Origin of the sequence: Salibacterium salarium (genome assembly GCF_030813635.1) — a bacterium.
Taxonomy (GTDB): Bacteria; Bacillota; Bacilli; order Bacillales; family Marinococcaceae; genus Salibacterium; species Salibacterium salarium.
On sequence record NZ_JAUSUM010000003.1, the window covers coordinates 213,354 to 239,521 of the forward strand.

Below are 26,168 nucleotides of genomic sequence, written 5' to 3' on the forward strand. Positions count from 1 at the left end.
AAGTAAGATTATTCGTCTTCTTCCGAAAATCCGGTCTCGATATGAGACGTTCTATACTGATTTGGCGGTACACCTACATATTTTTTAAATACTCGATAAAAAGTAGATACGGATTCAAATCCTACTTCAAAACAAATGGAAGCAATATCATTATCCGTCTCAATTAACATTTTTTTCACAAGTTCAAGACGTACCTCTGTTAAATGTTGCATAGGTGTTTTGCCATAATGCTCTTTAAAAATACTATGAATATACCGCGTGCTCATTCCCATCTTTTTTGCTATATCCTCTGATCCTGAAATTTCGAAATAATGAGTGTTAATATAGTTTCGTAGCCACTCTACACGAAGCATATTCGTATCTGAAATTTGGTTCGTTTGATAGGATCGAATTAAAACAAACAAAAGTTCCGCTAGAAATAGTTTCATCGCTAAAAAACGGAGAGTGTCACCATGCGATTGTTCATATAACATTTTACGCAACAACTGCCTTAGTTCACTGCTGTCAAATAAACTCATTTTCAATACTCTTGATGTGTCAAACACAAGAGGAAGCAGTTCCTTTTTCACCTCATCGCTTAAAAACGACTCATTAAATTCCAAAACCAACACCGTCATCTTAGAATCTGACACGATGGAGTGATTCGTAAAAGGAGGAACAATCGCTACATTATCAGACTCTAATAGATAATCCTCTGAATCCATTGTACATTTACCTTTCCCATCTAAAACATAAAGGATTTGATGAGTTGTATGGTAATGATTGTTCACGATATCTTTCTCATTGTGCTTGCTTTCATAAAGCTCCATTTCATTAACAGGGGTTTTTTTTATATGATTACTCATTACACTACCTCCAACTGCGATAGTAAACAGTAAGTATGATAGGTTAAATTATACTATGTATTCGGAGGTTTGAACACATAACACACACTATAACTGACGGTGTTCGAGCCATTCTCCAAGTTTTTGAAAACGATTGGCAGACATATTTACTTGCGTTCCCTGCCCGCAAAATCCATGATAATCAATGCGTTGTAAGTATATACTCAATCTTACTGCCGCAAACACGAATCCAATTAAAGAACCTATGCTAAAACTCAATCCGTAGCCTTCATATCCGAAAGACAGAAAACTCACAGTCAAACCACCATTCATAACAAAAAATATAATGGCACTATATAGAGCGCCCTTTCGATCTTCAAAATATAAAAGCAACAACAACATCACTAATAAAATACCATTTGCGAATGCTCCAATAGCTGTTAATCGAAAAGTCTGCACAACATTTTCATTTACATTCAAGAACGAAAGCAAATATCCTGCGTTTAACACTACTATTACCGTTACAATCATCTGACTTCTTACTAATCGCTGGATTTCTTGAAAAAGGACTTTGTTCATTTTTTGTTTAGCTCGTCTAATTTGGTTTAATGTTCCACCTTCATTAACATAGGAAAAGAACGTCTTATAATACTTATAAAATCTCGTTTCCACTGAGATAATAAACAAAATCATTACAGGTAGAATCGTGAGGTAGCTCCAAAATATTGCCATGTCATAGATAGGATGCACGATAAATGAACCAGCTACCACTTTTGAACCTTCCCCAAACCAAATAACCCAATTACACACCCATATCCCCAATGTGTACAAAAATCCAATCCAAAATAGGGAAGGAAACCGTCCATAATAAGTAAAATAGGCAAACTCTCCATTCGACTTCCATATAGGGAACGTCCGTAGAAGTACCATCATTAATCCTGCCACTGTTACTAGCATCCCTATCATAATACTGATTGTCAGCTGCAGAGGAACAGCATATTTTCCTGCCAGCCATATCCCGTTATTCCCTATAACAACTATTGCTAAAAAAACAGAACAAAGACCACCCGTTAAAAACGACCATCCAATGGCTTTATAATGTTTCGCAGCAGAAAGAAATAATAATAATATCCACATATAATTAATCGTTAAAAACAAAGCCAGCAACACGAATTTATATAAGTACGAAAGAGGTGACACTAAGAAAAATATTCCCCATACCCCTAACGCCAATACTGTCACAACTTTTGTCGTCCCTAAGAAAGTCGGAAAAACTTTTGACAGCTCATTGTTATACATCAAATCTGACACATATCTTGTAACTGTCATCTGTTGTGTACTAAACAACAATTGAGAAAAAATAAAACAATAACTGACAGAAAAAATAAACAATTCCCTTTCTTCCGATGACACTGCTGAAAACTGATACGTCATCCATTGAATGATGGCCATTGTTAACGTAATAATTATCCAAGGACCTGCGGCCACCAACCCCGCTAACCCATAAGCTCTTACTTTAGAGTACAGGGATTTTTCTTCAAACAACCCCTGTAAATGAAAACCGATACCTGCCACTTTGTTCACCTCGCTCTCGGTATAAACCATAATAATAATCTATCATCGTCTCCATTTGATAATAGGCTTTCACTCGTCGTTGTCCGTTCTCTCCCATTATCCTCCCTTCTTCAGGATAATGATAAAACCACTTCAACCGCTCTCCTAATGGTTCTGCATGCACAGGAGGGACCACAAAGCCAGCATCGCCATACGTGTCCTCAGCTGTTCCTTGGATTAACTCCGCACAACTTCCTACATCTGTTACCACCCAAGGAATAGCAGCTGCCATTCCTTCTAGTACAGCGAGTGGTTGTCCCTCCGAAATACTGCTTAAGACACAGACATCCATAGTTTCTAAATAATCCATTATATTTACTTTCCCTACCATAAATACTTCCTCTTCAAGACCTAATGAGTGAATGAGCTGCCTGCATTCTTTCGCATATATTTCATCTTCATCCATTGGCCCCATAATAAACAGCTGAAATGGTATCTGTTCTTTTTTTAAATAAGAAGCGGCTTGAATCATTGTTTTAATATCTTTAATCGGAACGACTCTCACAATTGCTCCAATTTTCAAGGTCTCGTTTGTATTGTTTCTTGGCAAAGCTGCTAGTTTTTGATAAGAAACGCCATTTGGTATAACCTTTAGTTTATCTGAGGGAGCACCAACCCATTCTTGCAACCTACTATTTCGGTTAAATAAAGTAATGACATCGTCCGCCTGTTTATAAGCTTGAGCCGACATGTGATAGAAGAACGATATCCATCTTTCTTTAAATTCTTCTGGAACCCAATGAGACTGTAATATCTCTTCTTCCCGCTCTCGTGCATACATACCGTGTTCTGTCAGTATAAATGGAATTTGTCTACTTTTATTTAAATAAGAAGCCACAATACCTGCGTATCCGGTGGACACAGCGTGAATAACATCTACATCTGGATAATTGCGTTGTAATAATGAAAACACAGGAGTAAACATCGATTTCCACATCGATAAATAATCTAAAAATGACGATGACTGTTTTTCTACTTCATACTCATTTTCTACAAATGACCAAAAAATAGGGCTATTAAAAAACATAGAGGGTGTGCCTATTTTTCCATCGTTTCCTATCACCTCCAACGCCGAGGCATTAAATGACTTTAACGACATCCAATCCAGCAGCTTGTTTCTTTCATCCGTTGATAGACTAGCTTTCCCTTTCATTTTCTGGAATTGTTCCGTTAAACAAATATCTGTAACTCCCGAAACATTCGAAGGGAGAGAATACTTGTAGTCAGCACTTGTTCTAGGCTGATCAGATATCGCGATAATTTCGAATGTGGTTTTTGGCATACTTTGAATGAGCATATGAATCCAGCTTGATACACCGCCACTTATATAAGGATAGCTTCCCTCAGCCACAATTCCTACTTTCATCTGGTCCCCTCCTTCATTTCTAATGTTACGTATGGTTCTGTCATTGTGATTTGATACAATCCTGTTTTTCCGTCCATTTCATCGATTGTTCCAAATGAAAATGTCCCTGTTTCTAATGATTGATTCTTGTTTAAACGAACTAGCAAAGAAAAAGGCTTGACCATACCATCTCCTTGTATAACGATGGATTGATCCGTATATGTCACTTCTACGTTCGATTCTTCGTATTGCAGTAATTTCTCCCTAGCCTCAGCAGCAGTAAGGTCTTGCAAGTAAGGATAATGATCGTCCACTGTTGCAAATATTTCTTCAAATCCTGCTTTCATTTGAGGCCACCCCTCTCCATGAGAACGATCTGGGTCAAGTACATCATCGGGATGAATGAAATGAGACACCATACCAAAGTTAGCAATCGCGTCATTTAAGACAAATTGTGTCATCTTCCCAAAACTATAATCACTCGTAATACGCGGTAAGTGATATAAGTCTGGAAACTCTTCATCTAATTCAAATTCTTGAACATAGTCCCCTTTCTCTGGATTTCCAACATAGAGCGAAGCAATAGTTTGTAACGAAGGCATTGTCTCTTCCAACGCTTTTTTACCTTTTTCGTTTAACACATTAGAGGGTGGAACATAAGTATTTAACTTCTGATTTGGAAAATAATACTTATAGAAAGAGGATGACCGCTCTATGCCTTCCTCCATTTCCGCACGGCTATCCCAGTTTTTATATCCCAATGTTGGATCTATTGGCTCTTCTTTTGTCACTAAGGATTGATGATTATATCCGTGGAACCCTATTTCTCCCCCTTGTTCCAGAAGCTCTCTTCCAAAATAAACCATAGTATCTTCTTCGTTTCTTTGTAAATCTTCCACATCCAATGTCATATCATCTCGATAAGTGCCAATAAATGCTCCAGTATACGTTAAGTCCAGTTCTCCACCTAAGTCTTTCATGTCTTCCCACCAGATGTCTTTATAAAAATCAGCTATGCTCATATCATAGTCTCGTTGAATCGCTTCGTTAGAACCCTCTGGTACAGGAGCAGGAAAGTCGTCAATAAACATAACCTTTGTCGCAGCTTGGGACGTAACCATCGAAGGTACAGAGATACCAATGGAATGCAATAACAGCCCTCTAAAATTTTTCTCATCGGTCATGGAAGCGTTCCAATAAACAACCTCTCCCTCTTCATAAGAATGACTCCACAAAATTGGGGTTTGTTCAGTCTCCGCATATACGTCGGTATCCTCTTGTAACGTTACATCAAGAGAACTATTTTCAATAAAATCGCTATCCGCGCTAATATCTGGGTATCCTGGAAACAGGCTGTCTTTCACAGTTAATCCTGTTACAGATTCCTCCGCATAGCCATTGTTTTGTTTCATCCCGACGAATTCATCCCATTGTTTATTAAGAAATCTGTTGGCTATAATTACTCTTCCACCACCAGCTGTAAATTCTTGAATATCAGAAAGGGACCAATTACTGGATTGAGTTCCTGTTAATATGAGAACGTGATAGGGAGAAGGAGTTATACTTGTTATTTCTTCTTTCCCAATTCGTTCAGATGGTATTTTTGCGTACGTTAAAGCCTGTTTTATATTCTTCGATACATCTTGTGACAATGTTGAATCGTCTTTGTATATATACGTTTTTAATTGTTGACCGGTTGTTGATTCTTTTTCTTCATCGTCCGACATCGTTTGAAGTGTAGATGAATTGGTATGAATCGGAGTAAAAATAGAATGTATGTTTCCAGTGTTATAAAATTGGAAAACACCAATGCTGATGATAAAAAACAGTACTATGACTACTAACTTCAACCACACTTTCTTCATAAAGCCATCCCTTCTAGCAGTTGAATTTTTCGGTAATCGTCCCAAGGGATTTCATCTACATTCACGTATTTATCCAAGTCGGTTAGACGTTTACGAAGTCTTTTCCATGCCTGCTGCTCATAAGAAATTTTTATCATGCCTATATAACCGCTGTAATGGAAAGGGGATGCTTCTGTAATCCTACTATAATAAGTATAGGCTTTTTCCAACATTCCTTCTTTATAAAGCAATACAGCATAATGATTTAATAATGTTATATCGTTTGTATATTCACTGACAGCCTGTTCTACATGTTTTTTATATCTCTCAAATACACTTTCTTCATCGCTTTTATTCAACAAACCGCTCTCTAAATAATCTAAATAAAGTTGCGAGATTCGTTGATATTCTTCGAGCGTCCTTTTTTCACCGGTAGCTTCTATATTACCTATCTCTCTTTTAAACGAATCTGATAAAGCGTTAATCATAGTTGCTCCGTAGTGCACTATTTCCGGGTCATCACTACGTAACGTTTGTTTTAGTAACATGTAACTCCCTTTCATTTTTGATTGAAACAATTTCAATATATATGATTTTTGTAATTCACTGTCTTGTCCATTTATAACAACAGTAGCAGGAAGTATCTTACGGTCGTTCTCCCGATCAAAACGGACCTGTTTTATCTGGCTTGTTCTTTTTTCTTTTCGTTCTATGTTTGTTGAAGGGAGGGAAGACACTCGCATGTAACACCAAATAATCAGTGAAAGTAATTCTCCAATAATTGGAAGGAATACACAAATCCATATCATCCAATGTAAAAACCCGCGTGTTTCTGCGCTTGCAAATGCTTCTATACGTTTACCTAAATACTTTATTCCCGCTGCATGCAGAAGAAAAAAACACCACAACAGAACTTGCAAAAAAAACTCCTCCCTTCTATAAATGATGAAGCATTCTTTTATTATTTTCCTCACTCATCACTGTGTACATGTCTAAACAATGAGACGCCCAATCTAATATGCATTGCAGCATTTCTAATTCAAACGGTTGGAGAAAATCAAAATGCATTCTTTTTATGACTAAAATACCAAATACATCTTCATCTTCGATAAGCGGTCCTGCCACCATAGGATCGTTTTCTTCATCATGTTTTTGTTTCATTAAAACGTTTCTTTCGTTAATCACCCGTTGATAAAAGCAGGATTTTTCCGTTAGTAAAATACTTTCACTCAAGCCTTCTTTATCAAGGGATGACATATGAAGTTTTAACGATTTGGTCGCATTGTCTATTATATAAAAACCAACTTCACTTGTTTTAAAGTGTTGGGATACGACATTTATTACATTTTCTATTACTACGTCCGGACCTGAAATTTCTATTTGATTCAGACGTTCATACATTACTTTTGGGCTATGTTCAAATTCAAGTATCTTTTGACGCAAGTCACGACGGGATTCTGCTAAAGTATTAATCGATTCTTCCAATTCCTTATTCGTGCGATACAACTCTTCATGTTCATCTTTTAGATCCTCTTTTTTTTCTTGCATTGCCGTACTATAAAAACCACAGAATCCCCAAACAAAAATATACAGAATAAACCATTTTGCTTCATTCATATCCAAGAATAATAAAAGCATATCATGGCCACTTACTACCGCATTGACTATCATATAGAGGATAGATGCACATATACTAAGTGCACCCATTTTCCATCCATAAGCTAAACTAAACAGCAAAATTACACCTAATAATATTACCGGTCTCACAAAATCGGGTTCAAAACCAATAGAGTAATCAAAAAGACCGAGTATTCCAAACAGAGCGACAAACTCGCCCCATTTCTTAATGACATTTTTATACTCCATATTTTTCACCACTCCTTTATTGTAAAAATATTTATTGTTCATTTTCTCTAGAGTGGCTTTGTATTAAGAAGATGAAATCGTTTGATTTACTCGTATAACTCCTTTATAGTATTCAACTGTTTCTTTCATCCCTTCGTCAAAAGAATACAAGGGCTCCCATTCTAGTATTTCCTTTGCTTTTTTAAATGAAAGATAACTGTCTCTAATATCCCCCTGCCTCGTCTCATGATATTCAGGTTGTAAAGGATGTCCATTAACATTGGAAAGAGTATCAATGATGTCTAAAATCGACGTCTGCGTTTCAGAGCTCACGTTCACAATTTCGTTATCGCCTTTCGTTAAAGCAGCAATATTAGCTTTGGCCACATCTTTCACATAAACAAAATCCCGTGTCTGTTTTCCGTCTCCAAATACTAATGGATTCAATCCTTGCAACATCCTATCAACATAGATGGCAATCACACCTGCTTCTCCATTTGTATCCTGTCTCGTTCCATAAACATTTCCATATCTTAAAATTGTATAGGATAAGTCATGCAACTCTGCATATAACTGAATATACGATTCAGCATTTCGTTTAGATAACCCATAAAAGGATATCGGTTGTATTGGGTGTTCCTCATCAATTGCCAAATAGTCAGGCGTTCCGTATACAGCTGCCGTTGATGAGAAAGTAATCTTTCTTACATTGGCCTTAACGCAAGCTTCTAAAATATTTATCGTGGCCATAATATTTTCTTCTCCATCAAAATGTGTTTCATATAACGAACGAGATACCGAAACTTGAGCAGCTAAATGTATAACACTATCCGGTTGTTCTTTACAAAGAACATCACAAACTTCTCTTCCTTGTCTCACATCAACATTGTAAAAGGTCACATTATACGGAATATTACTCATGTGACCCGTCGACAAATTATCCACCACTATTATTTCATGTTTTTTATTCAGTAATTCATCTACTATATGAGAGCCTATAAATCCAGCCCCGCCTGTTACTAGAATCTTCATGATTGTCCCCCTTTTTTATGTTCTATAAAAAGAACTTAATAGAATTATAAAACGAACAAAAGAAATCGTACAAGTAGCAATACTAATCAATTTATGCTTTATAACGAACAAACAGTGCATTAAATTCCATTTTTCGACGGTATTCTTTTGTTTTCTCTTTTTTTTACAAAAAATATTATATTCCCATTCTTTTTAATGAACATTGAAAAGGACCTATTTCACCATTCATAATTTTCATCAATAAAAAAACAGCAAGAATGGATGTACCACACTTACTGTCGATGTTCTACTTGAATTACATTTTATATGTACTACTGTGAGATGTGCCAGCTATGTTTAACACTACGATCCCTGCTATGATCAAAGCAATACCGATAAAACTTGGTACATTGATTTTTTCTTTCCAAAATAGGACTCCAATTAAAGCTGCCCCTGCTGTCCCAATGCCGGACCATGTTGCATAGGCGACATTTAAAGGAATGGTTCTAAAAGACATCGCCAAAAAAAATAAAGCAGCACCAAAACCTGCAACAACACCAATAATAGGTGTCACTCTCGAAAGCCCTTCTGATGCTTTTAACATTGAAGTACCAAACACTTCCGCAATAATACCTAATAGTAAATAGAAATAAGCCATTATCCAAAATCCTCCTTCGAGAGTTTTATAAGTTTTTCTAACACATTTTGTCTTTCATCATCTTCCAAAGGAGCCAACCCGAACAATTCTGATAGCCAAAGTCCATCCGCAGCTAAACGCAAAATAGTAGCATTAACTTTATTGAGACCGTCTTCTTCCATACTTTTTTGCCATTCTTGATATGCGTCTTGAAACGGGCGTAATAATTCAGGATTGACAGCTAGCGCAGCCAGCATTCCAGCATTTAGCTCTTGATTATTGATTAACTGTTCATTCGTCTCTTGAATAAATGAACGTGTCCATCTTCCCGTCTTTATTTGATCATTTTTAACGCTTTCTCTAATGTTGTGGACATAGCTGTCATTCAAATGTTCCACTAGCCCCTGGATAAGTTTTTCTTTTGATGGAAAATAATGAAGCAGTCCCCCTTTGCTAACCCCTGCCTTAGATGCTGCTGCTTCCAGCGTAAGTGCTAATATCCCTTGTTCCCGTACTATTCCAGCAGCTGCCTTTAATATATTTACTCGATTGTTGGTTTTAGTCACAATATCCACTTCTCCCTTTCTTAAAATAGAGATATAGGAAGTAAAATGAAAACATATACTCTCCATAACATACCGTCCAGACGGTTTTTTTGTCAATATGAAAAGCGCAAGCACCCTGGAAAGTCGCGACAGGGTCTGGATCGGGTGCGCAGGGTAGCCTGCGCACCCGGAGTCGCACGGGAAGAAACCCCGAGCGGCTGGGCGCTGAAGCCGGATCCCAAAAACGCCAACATTTTATACTTTTCTATCTTATAAAAAAAGACTTGTTGGAGTGGCACTCCAACAAGTCTAAAAGATTACATTTCTTCTACTGATTCTTTATTCTTTTTTTTCTTCCCTAGCGTTCCTTTTTTCTTCTTAAACCATAAAACAATATTGTCGACAATCGCATATACGACTGGAATTAATATCAGTGTAAATAAAGTCGAGAAGGCTAGACCGAAGATTACTACTATTGCCATAGGAGCTTGCTGTTCAGCACCTTCTCCTAAACCTAGAGCAATAGGGAGCATAGCCAATATTGTCGTTAAAACCGTCATCATAATCGGTCTAAGACGTGCAGGGCCAGCCTTTAGAATAGCTTCATCTCGTGCGTACCCATCTTCTCGAAGTTGATTAATGTAATCAACTAATACAATAGCATTGTTCACAACTATACCCGCCAGCATTATTAAGCCAATAAAGGCAGTGAGACTTAACGGCGTTTGTGTGATAAATAGCCCTAGTAACACACCTATTAATGTAGCAGGTAACGAAAACATGATGATAAAAGGTTGAACTAGTGATTCAAACTGAATGGCCATGACAGCATATACTAGAAAGATAGACGCAATTAAAGCTAAAGATAAATCACCAAAAGCTTCTTGCATATCTTCTGAATCCCCGCCATAACTAACAGAATAACCATCTGGCATATTCATTTGATTTAATTCTGCCTCTACGTCCGTTGCTACTTCACTCAATGATCGATCTGACACATCACTGGTAATATCCACTTGACGTTGCTGATCTTCACGATCAATTTGCGTAGGACCAGTTGTTTCATTTAATTCTGCTACGGCCCTAAGAGGGACACTTGATCCATTAGCTGCTGTAAGACTCATATTTCTAACATCAGAAAGTTGTTCTCTCAAGTGTTCTGGAAAAATAACTTGTACGTCAACCTCTTGTCCTTCTTCTCTATACTCTGTTGCCACTTGTCCATTGAAAGCTGTCATGACTTGACTCATGACGCTCTGATAACTCAGACCGTACTGTGAAGCTTGGTCTCGATTTACATTAAGATCTATCTGAGGATTCCCGTCTCCTGATGTACTGTCCACGTTGCTTGTACCTGGAACTTGTTCTACAGCAAATTCAACTTCTTGCGCAAGTTCATCCAACACATCGACCTCTGGACCACTTACACTGACAGAAATAGGAGAGCCTCCTCCTGTAGCACCAGTCGTTACATCTGATACAGATATTTCTGCTCCTGCAATTCGCTCCGTTTTCTCGGACAACTCGGAAACAACTTCGTTCGTTTCTATCGTTCGATCACTACTGTCAGTTAATGATATGTTAACTACTGCTTCATTATCGCTTCCACCTCCTGTCGGACCTCCACCACTTCCGACAGTTGAATATGTGGATTTTATATCATCTTCGTATGGTTCCAATAAAGACCAGACTTGATCGACGGCTTTTTGTGTTTCTTCTATATTAGAAGCTGTTGGTGTTTCAACTTCAACCATAATTTCTCCTTGATCAGAGTCAGGTAATAGTTCACCACCTATTAAAGGAGTAAGAGCTAACGAAACAACAATTAAGAGACCTGTTATTAATACAACCGTTTTACGACGACCAATCGACCAGTCAAGCATACGACGGTAACGTTTATTCACTGCTTCCCCTATTCGTGTAAAACGACTGTTTTCTTTAGGGGTTGCAGACTCTTCTTTAATTAATTGTGAAGCAGTCATAGGAACAATGGTTAGGGCCGCAAGTAAAGAAGCAATGAGAGCGAAACTCACCGTCAAAGCTAATGGAGCAAATAATTCAGAAGCTATGCCTTCTACAAACACCAACGGAAGAAATACAACAAGAGTTGTCATCGTTGAAGCAATGACGGCACCACCTATTTCCCCTGCACCGGCTATAGCAGCTTCTTTTCTCGTTTTACCATCCTCTATGTGCTTATATATACTTTCTAAAATCACAATGGCGCTATCCACCATCATACCTACACCTAAAGCTAGTCCTCCCATAGTAAGGATATTTAATGTTTCTCCGGTGAAATACATTAAACCGAATGTTGCAACTATAGCAATTGGTATAGAAATTCCTATAACGAGCGTTGCTCTAACGCTTCTTAAAAACATTAATAACACTAAAACCGCAAATAAAGCACCGAAAATAAGGTTATCAATCACGCTGTCAATAGAGCTTTCTATAAACTCCGCAGAATCATTCACTACAACTAACTCCGCATCGTCTCCAACCTCTTCATTAAGATCTGCTACAATGTCTCTAACGTTCTGAGAAACTTCAACCGTGTTGGCATCAGACTGTTTCATAATAGAGAACATATAGGAAGATTCACCGTCAACATATGTCTTCGAAGAATCTTCTTCTACCGTATCAACCACATCTGCCACATCTTGAACGTGAACATTGCCTCCTTCTTCAAGAGGAATCAACGTATTTTCTATATCATTTAAACTTTGAAATTCTCCATCCACTCGAAGCTGCAAGTCTTGGCTTCCGCTTTCCACATTTCCTGCAGATCCAAGCTGGTTTTCTGCACCAAGTGAATCTATTACATCACCTGGAGTAAGTTCATACCTATTAAGCTCTTCAACATTCAATTGTACTTGAATCTCTCGTGATTGTAGCCCTTCGATATCTGCACTTGCTACGCCATTTCCTTGTTCTAATTGTGGTTGTATTCTATCTTCCGCTAGACTTTTAATATCTTCATCAGTGTTTTCCCCCGAAAACCCAATCGACATCATCGCTTGCTGGTTGGGGTCAAAACGCATAACGGAAGGTTCGTCTGCCTCATCGGGCAACGAACTAGAAGCTCCATCCACCGACTCGCGCATATCCAGCATTGCCTGATCAAGATCAGTTCCAAACTCAAACTGCACAAGTACTAAAGAGGACCCAGATGATGATTGAGATTGAATACTATCTACACCATCTATTGTTCCTAGTGATTCTTCTAAAGGACTCGTAATTATTTCTTCAATATCCTCGGGTGCAGTTCCTTGATAACTCGTCGTTACAACTGCTACGGGTAGTTCCATATCAGGGTACAAATCTATGGCTAAGTTGCGAACGGAGGTGACACCAAGGATAATCACCATGGCTACCACCATAAAAATACCAACCGGACGTGTTACAGACCAACGTGAAAGTTTCATGATTCTTCACCCCCACCACCTTGTTCTATACGGGTGGATAAACGCCCGGGAGCTAAATAGGGATTGGAGGAGGTTAGGTCTAATAACGCAGTCTCATCCTCCTCGCTATTCGTATTTTCTTCTTCACTATCCTCTGCATCTTCTTCCGGAACATCATCTTCATTCTCTGTTTCCGTTGCGTCTTCTACTTCCGATCCTTCTTCAAGGAAATATTGACCAGTTGTGACAATTAAACTTCCTTCTTCCATATCGGCTTCCACAGCACTAAATTCAGATTCTTCGCGAATGACTTCTACGGGTACAAGGTTCGCTGTTCCTTCCTCGACAACAAAAACCGATGATTCTCCTTCGATATCCACAATTGCTTTTGTAGGTACGAGGAGACTATTTTCTACATACGTTTCGTCAATAAGAAGTTCACCATAAATTCCCGAACGAAGATTTTCATCCGAATTGTCTACTTGTACTTCTACCGAAAACATCCCACTATCGTCTGCTGATGAAGCAATATATGTAATATTACCGGTCACCGTTTGATCGATTGAAGGAAAATTCACTTCCATTTCTTCCCCCTCTTCAAACAGCGATAACTGATCTGGGGTTATTGATGCCGTTACATTTAATGAAGTCAGTTCTCCTAAGGTGATTAATTCTTCCTGCTGAGAATAATATTCTCCCGGATCCCCGGCTACATTCAACACCTTCCCAGAACTTGGAGCCCTCACAACAGCATCCTCTACATTTTCTTCCGCTTGTTCTACAGCAACACGTGCCTGTTCAAGATTAGCTTTCGCATCTTCTATTCCTCCACCAGCTTCATCTACAGAAGCTTCGGATGAATTTATATTTGCCTGCAGTTCTTGTTTTGAATCTCTCGCTTCTTCTAATGCAGATTTTGCTGAAGCTACCTGTGATTCGAGCTTCTCAATATTATATGTTTGCTTTGCCTCTTTCAAATTGTCTTCTGCATCAGCAACACTATCTTCTGCGTCATCGACTGCTGATTCCGCCTCTTCCATTTCCTGATCAGAAATTAGCCCCGACTCATGCATACTTTTACTTCGATTACGTTCTCTTTCCGCTGTCTTTAAATTACGTTCCGCTGTTTCTAACGCACGTTCCGCACTATCTGCATTATCTCCTTGATTTTCTTGCGCTTGTTCAAGGTCCGTTTGAGCTTGCTCATATTGCTCCTGCGCTTGTGCGATAGAATGATCTGCGTTTTCTAGTGCTATTCTGGATTGCTCTGCGCCTGCTTCAGCTCCACGTTCACCAGCCTCAGCAATGGCTACATTGCTTTGAGCACTTTGATAGGAAGCTCTTTCTTGCTCTAACGTGTTTTGTAATTCTGTATCATCCAGCCTGGCTAGGACCTCACCTTCTTCTACTGTATCGCCTTTTTCTATTAAAATTTCATCAATTTCAGCATTTACTTCCGGCATTAAAGAGACTTCTGATAAAGCTTCTGTCGTTGCACTAATTGTTTGTGTTCCGTCTAAATTCCCTCTTTCAACTTCTGCCATTTCTACCGGTACTGTATCATCTTCTGTTGAATTGACATCCGTTGACTGGCATGCTGTAACTATAAGTAGAGCAGTTAAACTAAATATTCCTTTGAAAACTCCTACGTCGCCTGCTTTCACTTTTCTCCCCCTTACTGTTATTCAAAGCCTTTAGTGATTCCTTCACAAAAATCCATCTTAACAACCAAAGACCTAGTTATCACTAATTTTTTCCCTTATATATCCAATTAGAATAGCTTAGGTTTTATATCCGCATTCATTATACGATACTTCCTCACATTTTAAGAGATAATAATATTAAAATTTTATTAAAATATTCCATTTCAACCTTCAGTCCAATACATCAATAAGACCTAAGATTGATTATTAATTGTATATAATAAAGCGTGCTATATCGATTCTCTTTCCGCATCGACTAAATGTTTCACTTTTAACGCACCATTGTGAAATGCCTCTAACTCTTTATACGAAAGTTTCATTAGATAGTTAAAAGAAATATTCTTCCGTGTTTCCTCTATTTTTTCTAAAACTGCTTCTCCCTGGTCTCCTACCTTTATAATGATGTGTCGTTTTTGACCTTTATCCATCTCTCGCACTATGTACTTCTCTTTTTCCATTTTCGATAGCAACTGACTTGCTGAACTTGCTGACATACGCATTAAATCAGCTAATTGTTTCACATATAAAGGTTGGTATTTTGACACAAGAGTAAGTACCCAACAATATTTTTCTGGTATGTATTCGTAAAAACTGCAAAACTCTTCTTGAATCTTTAACGTTAAGTCATATAGAGATTCATCTATAGATTTCAATAATTCATTCTTGGTCAATATAGGCTCATCCCCTTTGCAAGTTATTATCATATAGTAATAGTTTCAAACACATAACTGTTAAGGTTCTTAACTATTAAATACTTTAATGTAAACTAGGACTCTAGTCAAGGAAAGTGTACCTACTATAAAAACCCACGACATTGTTTTTCATCTGCCCCTATTACTACACAAATTATATATCTTGTCCATAAAGCTAACCATTTCGGACACTAAAAAACCCCAGCATTTCGCTTCCATGCCAGGGTTTTCTCTCATTAATAAGAAAGTATTTTATTGATTAAAGAGTGATTATCAGAAAGACCAGTATATTTAGATAATGTTTCTCTTTTTCCCAATTCGTTGATCTGTTTTTGTAATTCTTCCGCTTCTGAGTCTTGATCTGACTGAAAATCCAATAACGCAGCAATGGTTTGGGCAAGAAAAGTTGGTTCTTGGTTTCGTTCCATTCTCTCTAAAGCTGGTCGAACAAGTCTGTCCTTGGGCCCCAATTTTCTTATAGGACCTCTTCCGACTCTTTCTACTGTATCTGAAATATACGGATTTTGAAAACGACTTGTTATCTTACTCTTGTATTTCTCCATTTCTTCTGTAGAAAATCCGTGTTTCGTTTCTAATAATTCACTAGTTTCGTTTAAAACACCTTGGTAACTTTCATATACCTCATCGTGTTCGATTGCTTCTTTTATCGTCTCACAACCATTGACATATCCTTGATAGGCAAGAGCTGCGTGACCTGTATTTACAGTAAACAACTTACGTTCGATATAAGGAGTCAAATCTTCCACAAAAGTAACGGACGAAATCGGCGGGCGATCCCCTTTAAGTGCAGGAGTCTCCACTGCCCATTCAAAAAAAGGTTCCACCGTAACCGTCAGTTCATTTTCTTCAGGTTGTATCGGGACTATCCGGTCAACGGCGGAATTTGCAAATCCAGCCACCGCTTCAACTTGGTCTTTATCATCTTCCAATAACTGTTCAAAAATATACGTCTTTAACTGATCTGTTGCTCCAGCCATATTTTCGCAAGCTATAATATTGACTGGATTTGAATGTTCGTACACGCGATATTGTAGCCCTCTGGCAAGAACGGGGGCTATTCCTTTTAATACGTCAGGACCAACCGCTGTTGTAATAAGATCAGCATCTACAATCCAATCCAGCAGTTCTGCCTCCTGGTTAGAGCTGTGAACCGCGTCTATATTTTGTACATTTATTACTTGTTTTTCTTCTCCCGCAAGCTCCACGTTATATTGTTTTTCCTCTTGCAGTTTTCCAATTAGTTCATCATTAATATCAGCAAAACAAACCTTATAACCTGCTTCAAACAAAAGTTGACCGATGAATCCTCTCCCGATATTCCCAGCACCGATTTGCAATGCTTTCATTTCTAATTCACCTCTTCAAACTGAGACAGCAATGTTTGTTCATCAGGAGCATCCAGCATTTTTGTTATGTTTTCTTCTTGTGAACATATGACCGCAATTTTTTGTAAAATTTCCAGATGTTCATTCTCTTTACCCGCAATACCGATTAGGATTTTGACCATTTTTCCATCGCCAAAATCAACACCATCCGGTACTTGAATAATCGATAACCCAGACTCTTTAATAAGATGTTTTGAATCCTCTGTTCCATGAGGAATCGCAACATAATTTCCCATATACGTCGAAGTCATTTCTTCTCTTTCCATCATTGCTTCAATATAGGCTTCGTCCACATAACCTTTTTCAGCTAAAATGTTACCCGTTTCACGTATGGCTTCTTCTTTACTTGAAAAGTTCGCGTTCATTTTTACATTTTCTTCTTGTAGTATTGGTTTACTCATGTTGCCCCACTCCTATCTCTTTCTACAATTTTTTTCTTAGCCAATCACGAAAGGATTGACTCATTTGCTCTTTAATTCTAGTTTCATCTGCGGATCCAAACAGTGTCAGGGCTTCTTCGCTGGCAATAACCTGTTCGCTGATTGCGCTTAGAACCTCATATACTTCTACTGGTTCATTTTCCGGCGCCAACAGTATTAAGAAACAATTGACATTTGTTATAGAACCATCCATTGCATGTACAGGCACCGCAGTGGATAGTGGCTTTATTTGAAAACATGGTTCACGTACCACGTCACTTCTTGTATGAAACAAAGCTAACATGGAATCAGGTATAGCCACCCCTCCTATTTCATATCGTGCCCACAACTTATCCGTTATCTCATCTTTTGAGGAGTAAGAACTTTCTATTGCTGTGCAAGCTTCTTTTAAGATACTATACACCTCTGTTGATCCGGTCCTGGATAACACACGAAACGTTTTTAACAGCTGAACAATAGTTTTACTGTACAGCTGAAAACTTTCTATTTCTTGTACCATTTTTTCATAACCACGGTATTCCCCGGTATCCTCTAAGGTTTGAGTGTTATCTTTTTGCCTTGTTCGAGGGTGACGCCCTTCTGTCATTTGTTTAATGTATTGTCTGACTCTACCTGCATCTTTTTCTGTTAAAAACGGGTTAACTACAATATTAGGATATTCTTTATTGTTTAATTCTAACGTAGATATAATTAAATCATAACCTTCATGTTCTTGCTCTAGTTCCATCATTGAAATATTTTTAAGTTCATCGATTTCGGGAACTTCTTTTCGTAAACGAGTCACGAGCATTTTTGATGAGCCGATACCACTCGAACATACTACAAGTGCGTTTACTTTATGGGCATTTTGTATTTTTTCTAAAGCAGATCCAAAATGCAAAACTAAAAATCCAATCTCGGAATCAGGTAACTCTATTTCCTGAAAAGACTTATCTGCTGCATTTTTCACTATTTGAAAAAGATCGAAGTAGTCTCTTTTTATTTCTTTCAAAAGAGGATTGTGAATCGTCATATTTTCATGAATCCGATATAGTGCCGGCTCTAGATGGGCCACCAACCCCTGATAAAGAGAATCATCTTCTTGCAGCGGCTCGCCTGTTTCATCTTGAATATACTTCATTAAAGCTCTGGCATAGACAGCCGATGAGAAATGATCAAGATCGAGCCGATGATCTTGATCCTCTCTTAGCTTTGCCCCTCGTAAGTGCATGGTAATATATCCAATTTCTGCTTCAGGCACAGTCAATTGAAATACTTTTTCGAGCTTCTCAATGATTAACTGTGCTACATCAAATTCTTTCGTATCTTTTAAAGAATCCAGATACGCTTCATTAATCTCGATATTTTCTCCTTTCGAAATTCTTTCCATCGCAAGCGTCAGATGGACGACAAGTCCAATATAGGCGCTGTCGGCAAAAGTATATGGAAGTTCATCACTCATATCTGCCAATATTTTTTCCACCGTCACCCATTTGTCTTTTTCGACCATTCCTAGAAGCCGGTTGGAAATGGTGTTTGTATCTGAAGATAAGGGGGATTTATTCTTAATACTTTCCCTCATCACACGAAATAAATCTGATTCCATGAAGTTTTCCGCTATTAAATGGCTCATTGCCGATCGTTTAGCAGATTCTGTGCCATCGATTTTTACACCATAACCTCTCCTTCGAACCAATTCTAAATTAGTTGTAGAAAACCATTCCTCTAATTTATCCAGATCATAACTAATCGTTGCTACCGTAACTTTGAGATCAATCGCAAGACTGTTCAATTTTATAGGCTCTGCACTCTCCAACAGACTGCACAGAATTAATGTTCGTCGTTCTTCTCCAGTATATTCAACAGTAGAGGGCTGCAGTAAAGCCAATTCAAGTTCTTGTCTATTTTCGGGTGATCCTTGAATTTTAACCCCCTTACCGGTTGCTTTAATCAGCTCTAGATTGTAAGTTGATAACGTTTTTTCTATTGCTTTTAAATCTCTATGAATGGTTCTAGAGCTGACATTCAATTCTTTAGCAACGGTTGAAACAGGGATTTCTTCTTCACATCTCAGTAAATAATGGATTAATTCCCGCTCGCGGGCAGTCATATATTGGATAGACAAGGGCATTCCCCCTTTTGCAAACTAGCGTATCATTATTCTTGTTCTGACTTCCAACGATTAACTAGTTCATCGTACTTTTCGCTGCCAAGGAAATTGTCTACCGATACGTGTTCTGCATCGGGTCTTTTCGCTTCCGCACGTTCTGTTAAATCTTTGTGTGTAATAATAACATCAGCGTCATCAGGAATTTGGTTAATAGCCGCATTTGTTACTTCCATATCCAATTCTGCTTTTTTCACTTTTTCTTTCAGAACAGAAGCGCCCATGGCACTCGATCCCATACCTGCGTCGCATGCAAACACTACTTTGTTAACATCTTTTGCATGAAGAGGACCTTCTTCTTGTCCCTCTTTCAAGTTGGAAGCTACACTGCTTTCTTTTCCTTTCATATCTTCCATTTTCGAAGCAGCTGAGCCAAGATCTTCTTCATCCGCTTTGCTTAATCTAAGGATTACAGAAGCTACTATAAAGGATATCGCGGTTGCAATAATAACACCGAGTATCATTCCTACATAATCTCCCGGGTTCGTCATAGCTCCAAATGCTATAATACTTCCCGGAGAAGGAGCTGCTCGTAAACCTACATCAAATAACACAAACGTAAATATTCCGCTCATGCCGCCGGCAATAACAGCTAACAGCAATTGGGGTTTCATAAGAATATAAGGGAAATATATTTCATGAATACCTCCGACAAAGTGAATAAGTGCAGCCCCTGGTGCCGAACTCTTTGACATTCCTTTTCCAAAAGCCCAGTATGCTAAAAGGACACCGAGTCCGGGACCAGGATTGGTTTCAAGCATGAATAATATAGACGTCCCTGTTTCTGTCGCTTCATTCGTTCCAAGCGGTGTTAAGATACCGTGGTTAATAGCATTATTTAAAAACAAAACTTTTGCAGGCTCAATAAAAATACTGGCTAACGGAAGCAATCCTGCATTAACAATCACTTCCACTCCTGCTGCGAGGATATTATTAAATCCTGCAACAAACGGACCAACAGCATATAGTCCAAAAATCGCTAATGCGCCGCCTATAATACCAATAGAAAAGTTATTAACAAGCATTTCAAACCCTTGTTTAATTTTTCCTTCTATCAATTGGTCAAACTTTTTAATGATGTAACCAGCAAAAGGCCCCATTATCATGGCACCTAAAAACATCGTAATATCCGTTCCGACAATTACACCGATCGTGGCTAGTGCGCCAATAACGCCGCCTCTAGTATCATGGACCATTTTTCCGCCTGTGTAAGCAATAAGGAGTGGCAGCAAAAAGGTAATCATTGGACCAACCAACGTGGCGATATCTGCATTTGGTGTCCAACCATCTTCAATAAATAATGCTGTAATAAGCCCCCACGCTATAAAAGCCCCAATGTTCGGCATAATCATACCGCTTAAGAAACTGCCGAAGCGCTGCACTTTTGACCTAATAGTGCCGGACTTCGCTTTCCTTTCTTCTGTACTCATGTTGACCCCTCCTAATAAATATGTTGACATGATTTAAAAAATATTATTCCTAAATTTTAGATGCTTGATGACATCTCTATACTTTTCATATTAAAGCGTTATCAATACTGGTATCAACACCTTAAAAAATAGGATACGGCAACAATGATGTTGACATCATTTAAAACTCATACAAAAAACGTACCATTAAAATGTTAACTTTTAAGGTACGCTCTTAGAATCACCCATACTTTACTCTTTTAAAAATAAGACCATAAATTCTTCATCCCAATACATTCCTCTATATTTTAAAGCAGCTTTTTCAATCCCATAGGGTTGAAACCCAACTGATTGATAAAAGGACTTGGCTGCAGTGTTATTCTTGACTACAGAAAGATGAAGTTGTTCCACCTCCCAAATCTTTGCTTGGGCCAAAATGGCATTCATTATACTTTTTCCTATACCTTTCTCTCGAAATTCTTCTGCCACATACATTCCCTCTATGTCTGCTTTATGTTGCATTTTTTGCAATGGTTTTCTTAACAACATCGCAGTACCTACTAATGCTCCGTTGTAAAAACCTCCAATCGTGACGCTGTTTCTCCATAATAATCTTTGTTGCACCACTGCTATGAAATCTCCCTCGACCACTTCTTCCTCGTACGTGACCGCAAAGTGTTCTTGCGAGACTAACAGTGCCTCTTTTCGAAGTTCCGCACATTCTTCTGCATCCTCCACAGTCAATCGCCTCGTCTCAATATCACCCATTGAAATCTCTTCCCTCCATGTTCATTTCCTTTTATCATGTGAAGTGTAGTATCCAGCTCAAGCGTGGATTTCCACTCTCCTCCTACTCTGATTCATATGTAACCGTAACATTAATTTCCTTTTTGAATCTATTGATATAACACAATACATGGTATGATATCCAAAGGATAATTTATATAAAAAATAGGGTAGGCGGTACAATGAAAACATCCTTTTGGCTTCGTATTCTCACAGGTGTAACAGCTCTAATACTTTCTATCTCAGTCACTCTTTCATTTACGCTTGATGCTTATAGTTTTTATACCGGACCAAGCAATAATATATCCATTGCTCCTAATGATTCTGAGATTGCTTTTTCCTATCATGAAAACGGAAGTACATATATTTATACTGGAAACCCAGACGGCAGTAATATCGAACGATTGACACAAAATAATGCAGATGAGGAAAGCCCTACTTATTCTCCTGATGGTGATGACATTTTATTTCTATCTGAAACACAACATCGTATTTATTCTTTGTTTACGGTTGACAGGACAAATCAAGACGCTGAGCCTGAGCAATTGACAGATAAACAATTACATATTAGAGATGCTGTGTTTTCAAAGGACAACTCCACTATCTATTTTCTAGGGATTGATGCAAAAGATTGGATGGCAAACGAGCAAAACGTCGGAGGCTTCGATCTATATGCATTCGATCGTGAGACAGAACAAGTAGAGAGATTAACAGAACAAAATTATATGTTGATGAGCAGCCTATCCATCTCACCTTCAGGGGACTATGCACTATTTAATGCTATGGAAGATGGGGAAGAAAAAGTAATAACTCATCCATTAGGTCAAGAAGCAGATATTCCGTCCGCCTATCAACAATTTCCTGAAGGTATATATGGTCCTGTTCTATCTCCTGATGGGCAGCAAGTGGCATATAGTACGATGAGTGACTTATCCACTAGCGGTACGTACGAGTATGAGCTTTTTCTTTACGATAATGAATCTGGTCAGAGTGAACGTTTAACTACGGTAAACAGCAATGTCGAATCACCGGCTTTTTATCACGACAAAAATGAACTGCTGTATTATGAAGATCACAATTGGCCGCAAGAACCGACGGATTATTCTCTTATATCTATAGATTTGAGTAATAAAGACACGACAACCATTGATTTACAAATGCCCAAACCGGAAAAGCAAATCATCGGGGCTGCAGCAAATGCTCTCACCAATGATTATACAAGTGCTGGACTTTATGTGTTGGTTGGCGGATTATTCGTGTTTCATTTCCGTAAAAAACCTATAGGTATTTACATCCCAGGTCTTATTAGTATTTTGCTGACACTAGCTGTATACCTTATAAGCTTGTTCTTCCATTGGACGTATCAAGCAATCACATTAGCCTTGGGACCTGTTACTACAGGACTTGCAATATGTACTATTCTATTCTGGATTCTCCCCGTTATTATCAAAAGAAACCAATAAGAAAGAGGACGTTTTTGGGAAAATATCCCAAAACTCGTCCTGTCTGATTCTCAGTATATAAAAAAAGGATTTGTCTTCTATCTTGAGACAAATCCTTTTCATTCATTACAGTTTCAATCCCCACGTTTTAACTTTCCAAGCCTGTTATTAACGTTTGTTCTACGTTTGACAAATGTTCGAGCATTGCTTTCCTTGCCTGCGAAGCATCTTGTTTTTCAATTGCATTATAAATTCGTTCGTGCTCTTCATACAAGCGTTCTAGAGTTCTTTTTTCTGAAAAAATCCAAACACGGCGACTTTCAAACATCGTCTTACGTAACGTATCCGAGAGCTGATTCATCATATCCATCATTAATCCGTTTTGTGATGCTTCGGCAATCGCAATATGAAAAGCAACATCTGCGGCTTCTCCCACATTGTTTTCAATCGATGCCTCTTTCATTTCAAACAAGGCATCTTTCAGTGCTTTCAATAAATCCGATGTTCTTTTTTCCGCCGCCAATTCTGTAGCTCCTACTTCCATCATTTTTCTAACTTCAAATAGCTCTAACATCTCTTTTTTGGAAATAATGCGGTTTGGTTTCATCGGATCCAGGACACTAGAAAAGTCATAATTATTTACAAATGTACCTTCTCCCTGCTTAATCGTAACAATTCCAACAGCTCTTAGCGCGCTCAACGCTTCTCTAACCGCGGAACGACTCACCTGAAACTGTTCAGATAATTGCACCACGGAATCAAGTTTAGAACCCGGCTGTATCTCCCCTTTTTTAATACTTTCTTCTATTTGCTCCCGAACAATCTCGGATATTTTTTTTGATTCAATTTGCTCTAACGTCATACAAACGTGCTCCTTCTGTACGAATTAGCGTTCATTATAACATAATACAATAAAGCACCGGGCACTCTTTACCGATCATCGATTAAAATGTAAGTAGCTCGCACTGGACCGTGAACGCCAACAACCAAGCTCATTTCGATATCAGCACTATTACTAGGGCCAGAAATAAAATTGATACAAGAAGGCACGCGCTGTCCAGCAGCAACTTGTTCATGAATAACAGATGTTACTTGACTCATCCTAGGTACAATGGTGCTTATAGGAATCAATGCAATATAATAAGTTGGCAGTAAACTGACAGACTGTCCTTTTCCCCCACCATTCATTAACACAACAGTACCGGACTCTGCTAACGTATAGTCAGCGAATGTTATACCTATATCAGCTTGCTCTGTTATTCTTACATCGTCTTCTTCAGGAGCCGATCCCCACACACTCACATCGTCTCGTAGAAGAAATGAATCAAGCCCGAATTCGGAAAAACGAGTATCATCCCACGTTGCTGCTTTAGCTGCTCCATATTCTTTCATAATACTCTCTATGACATCAGTGAGTCCTTCTTTATCCGTCTCTTTCACATCAGTATGAATAACCGTACATTGTTGTTTTAATACTTCTATCAGTTGATCTGTGGAGTAATCAGCCATAACATCCCACTGTGGTTGTATTTCATAATTCGGTCGTTCAACGCCAGTACTACGCCTTTTTCTCCCTAGTTTTTCCGCAATGTTGTTCAAAAAGGAATCACGATTGTAAATCGTTCCTCGACTCATCAGGATTCCCCCTTTGTGTTTCGGTTTTTAAACCAATCACGGAACCGCTCTTTTTCTGGGGCAGGAAAACTGCGAATATCTGTCCATCCGCTCATCATACCCGGCCCTTTATCAATCTTTCCGTCCTTGGTAAGTGGGAAAAGCATGTAAGGTGCTGTTTTTGTAGCCATTTGAAATAAACCAGGAGAGCTAGCAGCAAGTCCAAAACCTTTCATAGCGTATGTTTCCCCAAGGGACGTTTTCTTTTCTTCTTCTGCAATAATCTTACGGTGTTCAATAAGATGCTCATGAAGCGGAATTTTCACCGGACAAGCATCCGTACAGGCAGCACAAAGGCTGGAGGCATATGGTAAATCTTTGTGCTCCTCATAGCCTTCCAACAACGGTGTCAAGACTGCTCCTATTGGTCCAGGATAAATGGATCCATACGAATGACCGCCCACATGGCGATATACGGGACATACATTAATACAAGCAGCACAACGAATGCAATGAAGGGCAGATTGAAAAGCTGTTCCTAATATATTAGAACGCCCATTATCCAAAATGACGAGATGAAACTCTTCTGGTCCATCTAAATCCCCTTCTTCCCGCGGACCTGTCAGACCTGTCACGTAACTAGTCAGTTTTTGACCAACTGCGCTGCGGCAAAGCATACTGACCATAACATCTAACTCTTCCCAAGTAGGCACAATCCGTTCCATCCCCATCACAGAAATTTGTGTATCCGGAACAGTAGTAGCCAACCTTGCGTTCCCTTCATTCGTTACAAGAGAGACACTGCCTGATTCTGCTACGGCAAAATTACAACCTGTAATACCTATATCAGCATCGAGAAACTCTTCCCGTAGTTGTTCGCGGGCAAATTGCGTCAATTCCTCCGGTTTAGATGTCTTATCATAACCCTTTAGATGTTCAAAGGTTTCCCGGATTTGTTCTTTATTTTTATGAAGAGCCGGCGCTACGATATGAGAAGGAGGATCATGATCATCTACTTGCAGGATATACTCCCCTAAATCTGATTCAACTACTTCTACGCCTATTTCTTCGAGGGCTTCGTTCATACTTGTTTCTTCAGTCACCATTGATTTCGATTTTATAATTTTCTTCGCTTCTTTTTTTTCAGCAACCTCTTTCACATATTGATTCGCTTCTTCTGGAGTTTGGGCGAAAAATACATGCCCTCCATTTTTCACTACATTTTCACTTAGTTGTTCTAAATAGTAGTCGAGATTTTCAAGAGTATGTGAACGAATTTCTTCTGACAAGGTACGCCAGTCTTCCCAATGACCAAGATCCTCTTCTGCTTTCGACTTGTTTGTATAAAGCCTCTCCTGCGCAGAGCGCACAGTTTCCCTCATGTAAGAGTCATCAAGTCCTGTTTGCACTCGTTCATCAAATGATTTTTCCGGAGCTATTTTCATCGGCATACAAACGACC

Annotated in this window: 21 protein-coding genes; 1 reads left to right on the plus strand and 20 read right to left on the minus strand. The window is 38.6% G+C overall.

Translation table 11 applies throughout. The annotated features are described in order from the left end of the window. Positions 1 to 8 precede the first annotated feature (8 nt). From J2S78_RS12730 to J2S78_RS12810, 17 genes are all read right to left on the minus strand, one after another. Positions 9 to 845, minus strand: coding sequence for an AraC family transcriptional regulator (locus tag J2S78_RS12730; RefSeq protein WP_306899112.1), 837 nt, complete (start codon positions 843 to 845; stop codon positions 9 to 11). 87 nt (positions 846 to 932) lie between these two features. After that, entirely contained in the window at positions 933 to 2,399 is a 1,467-nt protein-coding gene (pelG, locus tag J2S78_RS12735) for an exopolysaccharide Pel transporter PelG (protein WP_306899114.1), read from the minus strand. Then, positions 2,362 to 3,804, minus strand: a complete 1,443-nt coding sequence (gene pelF / locus J2S78_RS12740; RefSeq protein ID WP_306899116.1) for a GT4 family glycosyltransferase PelF — start codon at positions 3,802 to 3,804, stop codon at positions 2,362 to 2,364. Before pelF ends, pelG begins: the two co-directional genes overlap by 38 nt. Beyond that, positions 3,801 to 5,648: a DUF2194 domain-containing protein gene (locus J2S78_RS12745; protein WP_306899118.1), complete on the minus strand. Its 1,848-nt coding sequence runs from the start codon at positions 5,646 to 5,648 to the stop codon at positions 3,801 to 3,803. The genes pelF and J2S78_RS12745 overlap by 4 nt, the downstream gene beginning before the upstream one ends. Continuing rightward, a complete protein-coding gene (locus J2S78_RS12750) occupies positions 5,645 to 6,547 on the minus strand; it encodes a tetratricopeptide repeat protein (protein WP_306899119.1) in 903 nt (300 codons plus the stop codon). Before J2S78_RS12750 ends, J2S78_RS12745 begins: the two co-directional genes overlap by 4 nt. 16 nt (positions 6,548 to 6,563) lie before the next feature. Beyond that, positions 6,564 to 7,493 carry a GAF domain-containing protein gene (locus tag J2S78_RS12755; RefSeq protein ID WP_306899121.1) on the minus strand — a complete coding sequence of 310 codons (930 nt, stop codon included), beginning with the start codon at positions 7,491 to 7,493 and terminating at the stop codon, positions 6,564 to 6,566. A gap of 63 nt (positions 7,494 to 7,556) precedes the next feature. Continuing rightward, positions 7,557 to 8,504 carry an NAD-dependent epimerase/dehydratase family protein gene (locus J2S78_RS12760; RefSeq protein WP_306899123.1) on the minus strand — a complete coding sequence of 316 codons (948 nt, stop codon included), beginning with the start codon at positions 8,502 to 8,504 and terminating at the stop codon, positions 7,557 to 7,559. Positions 8,505 to 8,799: 295 nt separating this feature from the next. After that, positions 8,800 to 9,141, minus strand: coding sequence for a DMT family transporter (locus J2S78_RS12765; protein WP_306899125.1), 342 nt, complete (start codon positions 9,139 to 9,141; stop codon positions 8,800 to 8,802). Then, a complete protein-coding gene (locus tag J2S78_RS12770; RefSeq protein ID WP_306899126.1) occupies positions 9,141 to 9,686 on the minus strand; it encodes a TetR/AcrR family transcriptional regulator in 546 nt (181 codons plus the stop codon). The genes J2S78_RS12765 and J2S78_RS12770 overlap by 1 nt, the downstream gene beginning before the upstream one ends. A gap of 296 nt (positions 9,687 to 9,982) precedes the next feature. Then, positions 9,983 to 13,090 carry an efflux RND transporter permease subunit gene (locus J2S78_RS12775; RefSeq protein WP_306899127.1) on the minus strand — a complete coding sequence of 1,036 codons (3,108 nt, stop codon included), beginning with the start codon at positions 13,088 to 13,090 and terminating at the stop codon, positions 9,983 to 9,985. Continuing rightward, entirely contained in the window at positions 13,087 to 14,733 is a 1,647-nt protein-coding gene (locus tag J2S78_RS12780) for an efflux RND transporter periplasmic adaptor subunit (protein ID WP_306899128.1), read from the minus strand. Before J2S78_RS12780 ends, J2S78_RS12775 begins: the two co-directional genes overlap by 4 nt. A gap of 269 nt (positions 14,734 to 15,002) precedes the next feature. Then, entirely contained in the window at positions 15,003 to 15,443 is a 441-nt protein-coding gene (locus J2S78_RS12785) for a MarR family transcriptional regulator (RefSeq protein ID WP_306899130.1), read from the minus strand. A 257-nt stretch (positions 15,444 to 15,700) separates the two neighbouring features. Next, complete coding sequence (locus tag J2S78_RS12790; RefSeq protein WP_306899132.1) at positions 15,701 to 16,831, minus strand: mannitol-1-phosphate 5-dehydrogenase; 1,131 nt, start codon at positions 16,829 to 16,831, stop codon at positions 15,701 to 15,703. Positions 16,832 to 16,833: 2 nt separating this feature from the next. Then, positions 16,834 to 17,271, minus strand: coding sequence for a PTS mannitol transporter subunit IIA (locus J2S78_RS12795; protein WP_306899134.1), 438 nt, complete (start codon positions 17,269 to 17,271; stop codon positions 16,834 to 16,836). Positions 17,272 to 17,293: 22 nt separating this feature from the next. After that, positions 17,294 to 19,414, minus strand: a complete 2,121-nt coding sequence (locus tag J2S78_RS12800) for a BglG family transcription antiterminator (protein WP_306899135.1) — start codon at positions 19,412 to 19,414, stop codon at positions 17,294 to 17,296. A 32-nt stretch (positions 19,415 to 19,446) separates the two neighbouring features. Then, a complete protein-coding gene (locus J2S78_RS12805) occupies positions 19,447 to 20,886 on the minus strand; it encodes a PTS mannitol transporter subunit IIBC (RefSeq protein WP_306899137.1) in 1,440 nt (479 codons plus the stop codon). 231 nt (positions 20,887 to 21,117) lie between these two features. Next, complete coding sequence (locus tag J2S78_RS12810; RefSeq protein WP_306899139.1) at positions 21,118 to 21,633, minus strand: GNAT family N-acetyltransferase; 516 nt, start codon at positions 21,631 to 21,633, stop codon at positions 21,118 to 21,120. 200 nt (positions 21,634 to 21,833) lie between these two features. Between J2S78_RS12810 and J2S78_RS12815 the strand changes: the two genes are divergently transcribed. Continuing rightward, on the plus strand, positions 21,834 to 23,114 hold the full coding sequence (locus tag J2S78_RS12815; protein WP_306899141.1) for a TolB-like translocation protein: 1,281 nt from the start codon (positions 21,834 to 21,836) through the stop codon (positions 23,112 to 23,114). Between the two features lie 127 nt (positions 23,115 to 23,241). Here J2S78_RS12815 and J2S78_RS12820 read toward each other — a convergent pair whose 3' ends face one another. The 3 genes from J2S78_RS12820 to J2S78_RS12830 all read right to left on the minus strand — a co-directional run bounded on the left by J2S78_RS12820 (position 23,242) and on the right by J2S78_RS12830 (position 26,158). After that, positions 23,242 to 23,955, minus strand: a complete 714-nt coding sequence (locus J2S78_RS12820) for a FadR/GntR family transcriptional regulator (protein ID WP_306899143.1) — start codon at positions 23,953 to 23,955, stop codon at positions 23,242 to 23,244. 68 nt (positions 23,956 to 24,023) lie between these two features. Then, positions 24,024 to 24,728 (minus strand): LutC/YkgG family protein, encoded by a 705-nt coding sequence (locus tag J2S78_RS12825; RefSeq protein ID WP_306899145.1) that lies wholly within the window; start codon positions 24,726 to 24,728, stop codon positions 24,024 to 24,026. Further along, positions 24,728 to 26,158, minus strand: a complete 1,431-nt coding sequence (locus tag J2S78_RS12830; protein WP_306899147.1) for a LutB/LldF family L-lactate oxidation iron-sulfur protein — start codon at positions 26,156 to 26,158, stop codon at positions 24,728 to 24,730. The genes J2S78_RS12825 and J2S78_RS12830 overlap by 1 nt, the downstream gene beginning before the upstream one ends. Positions 26,159 to 26,168: the final 10 nt, after the last annotated feature.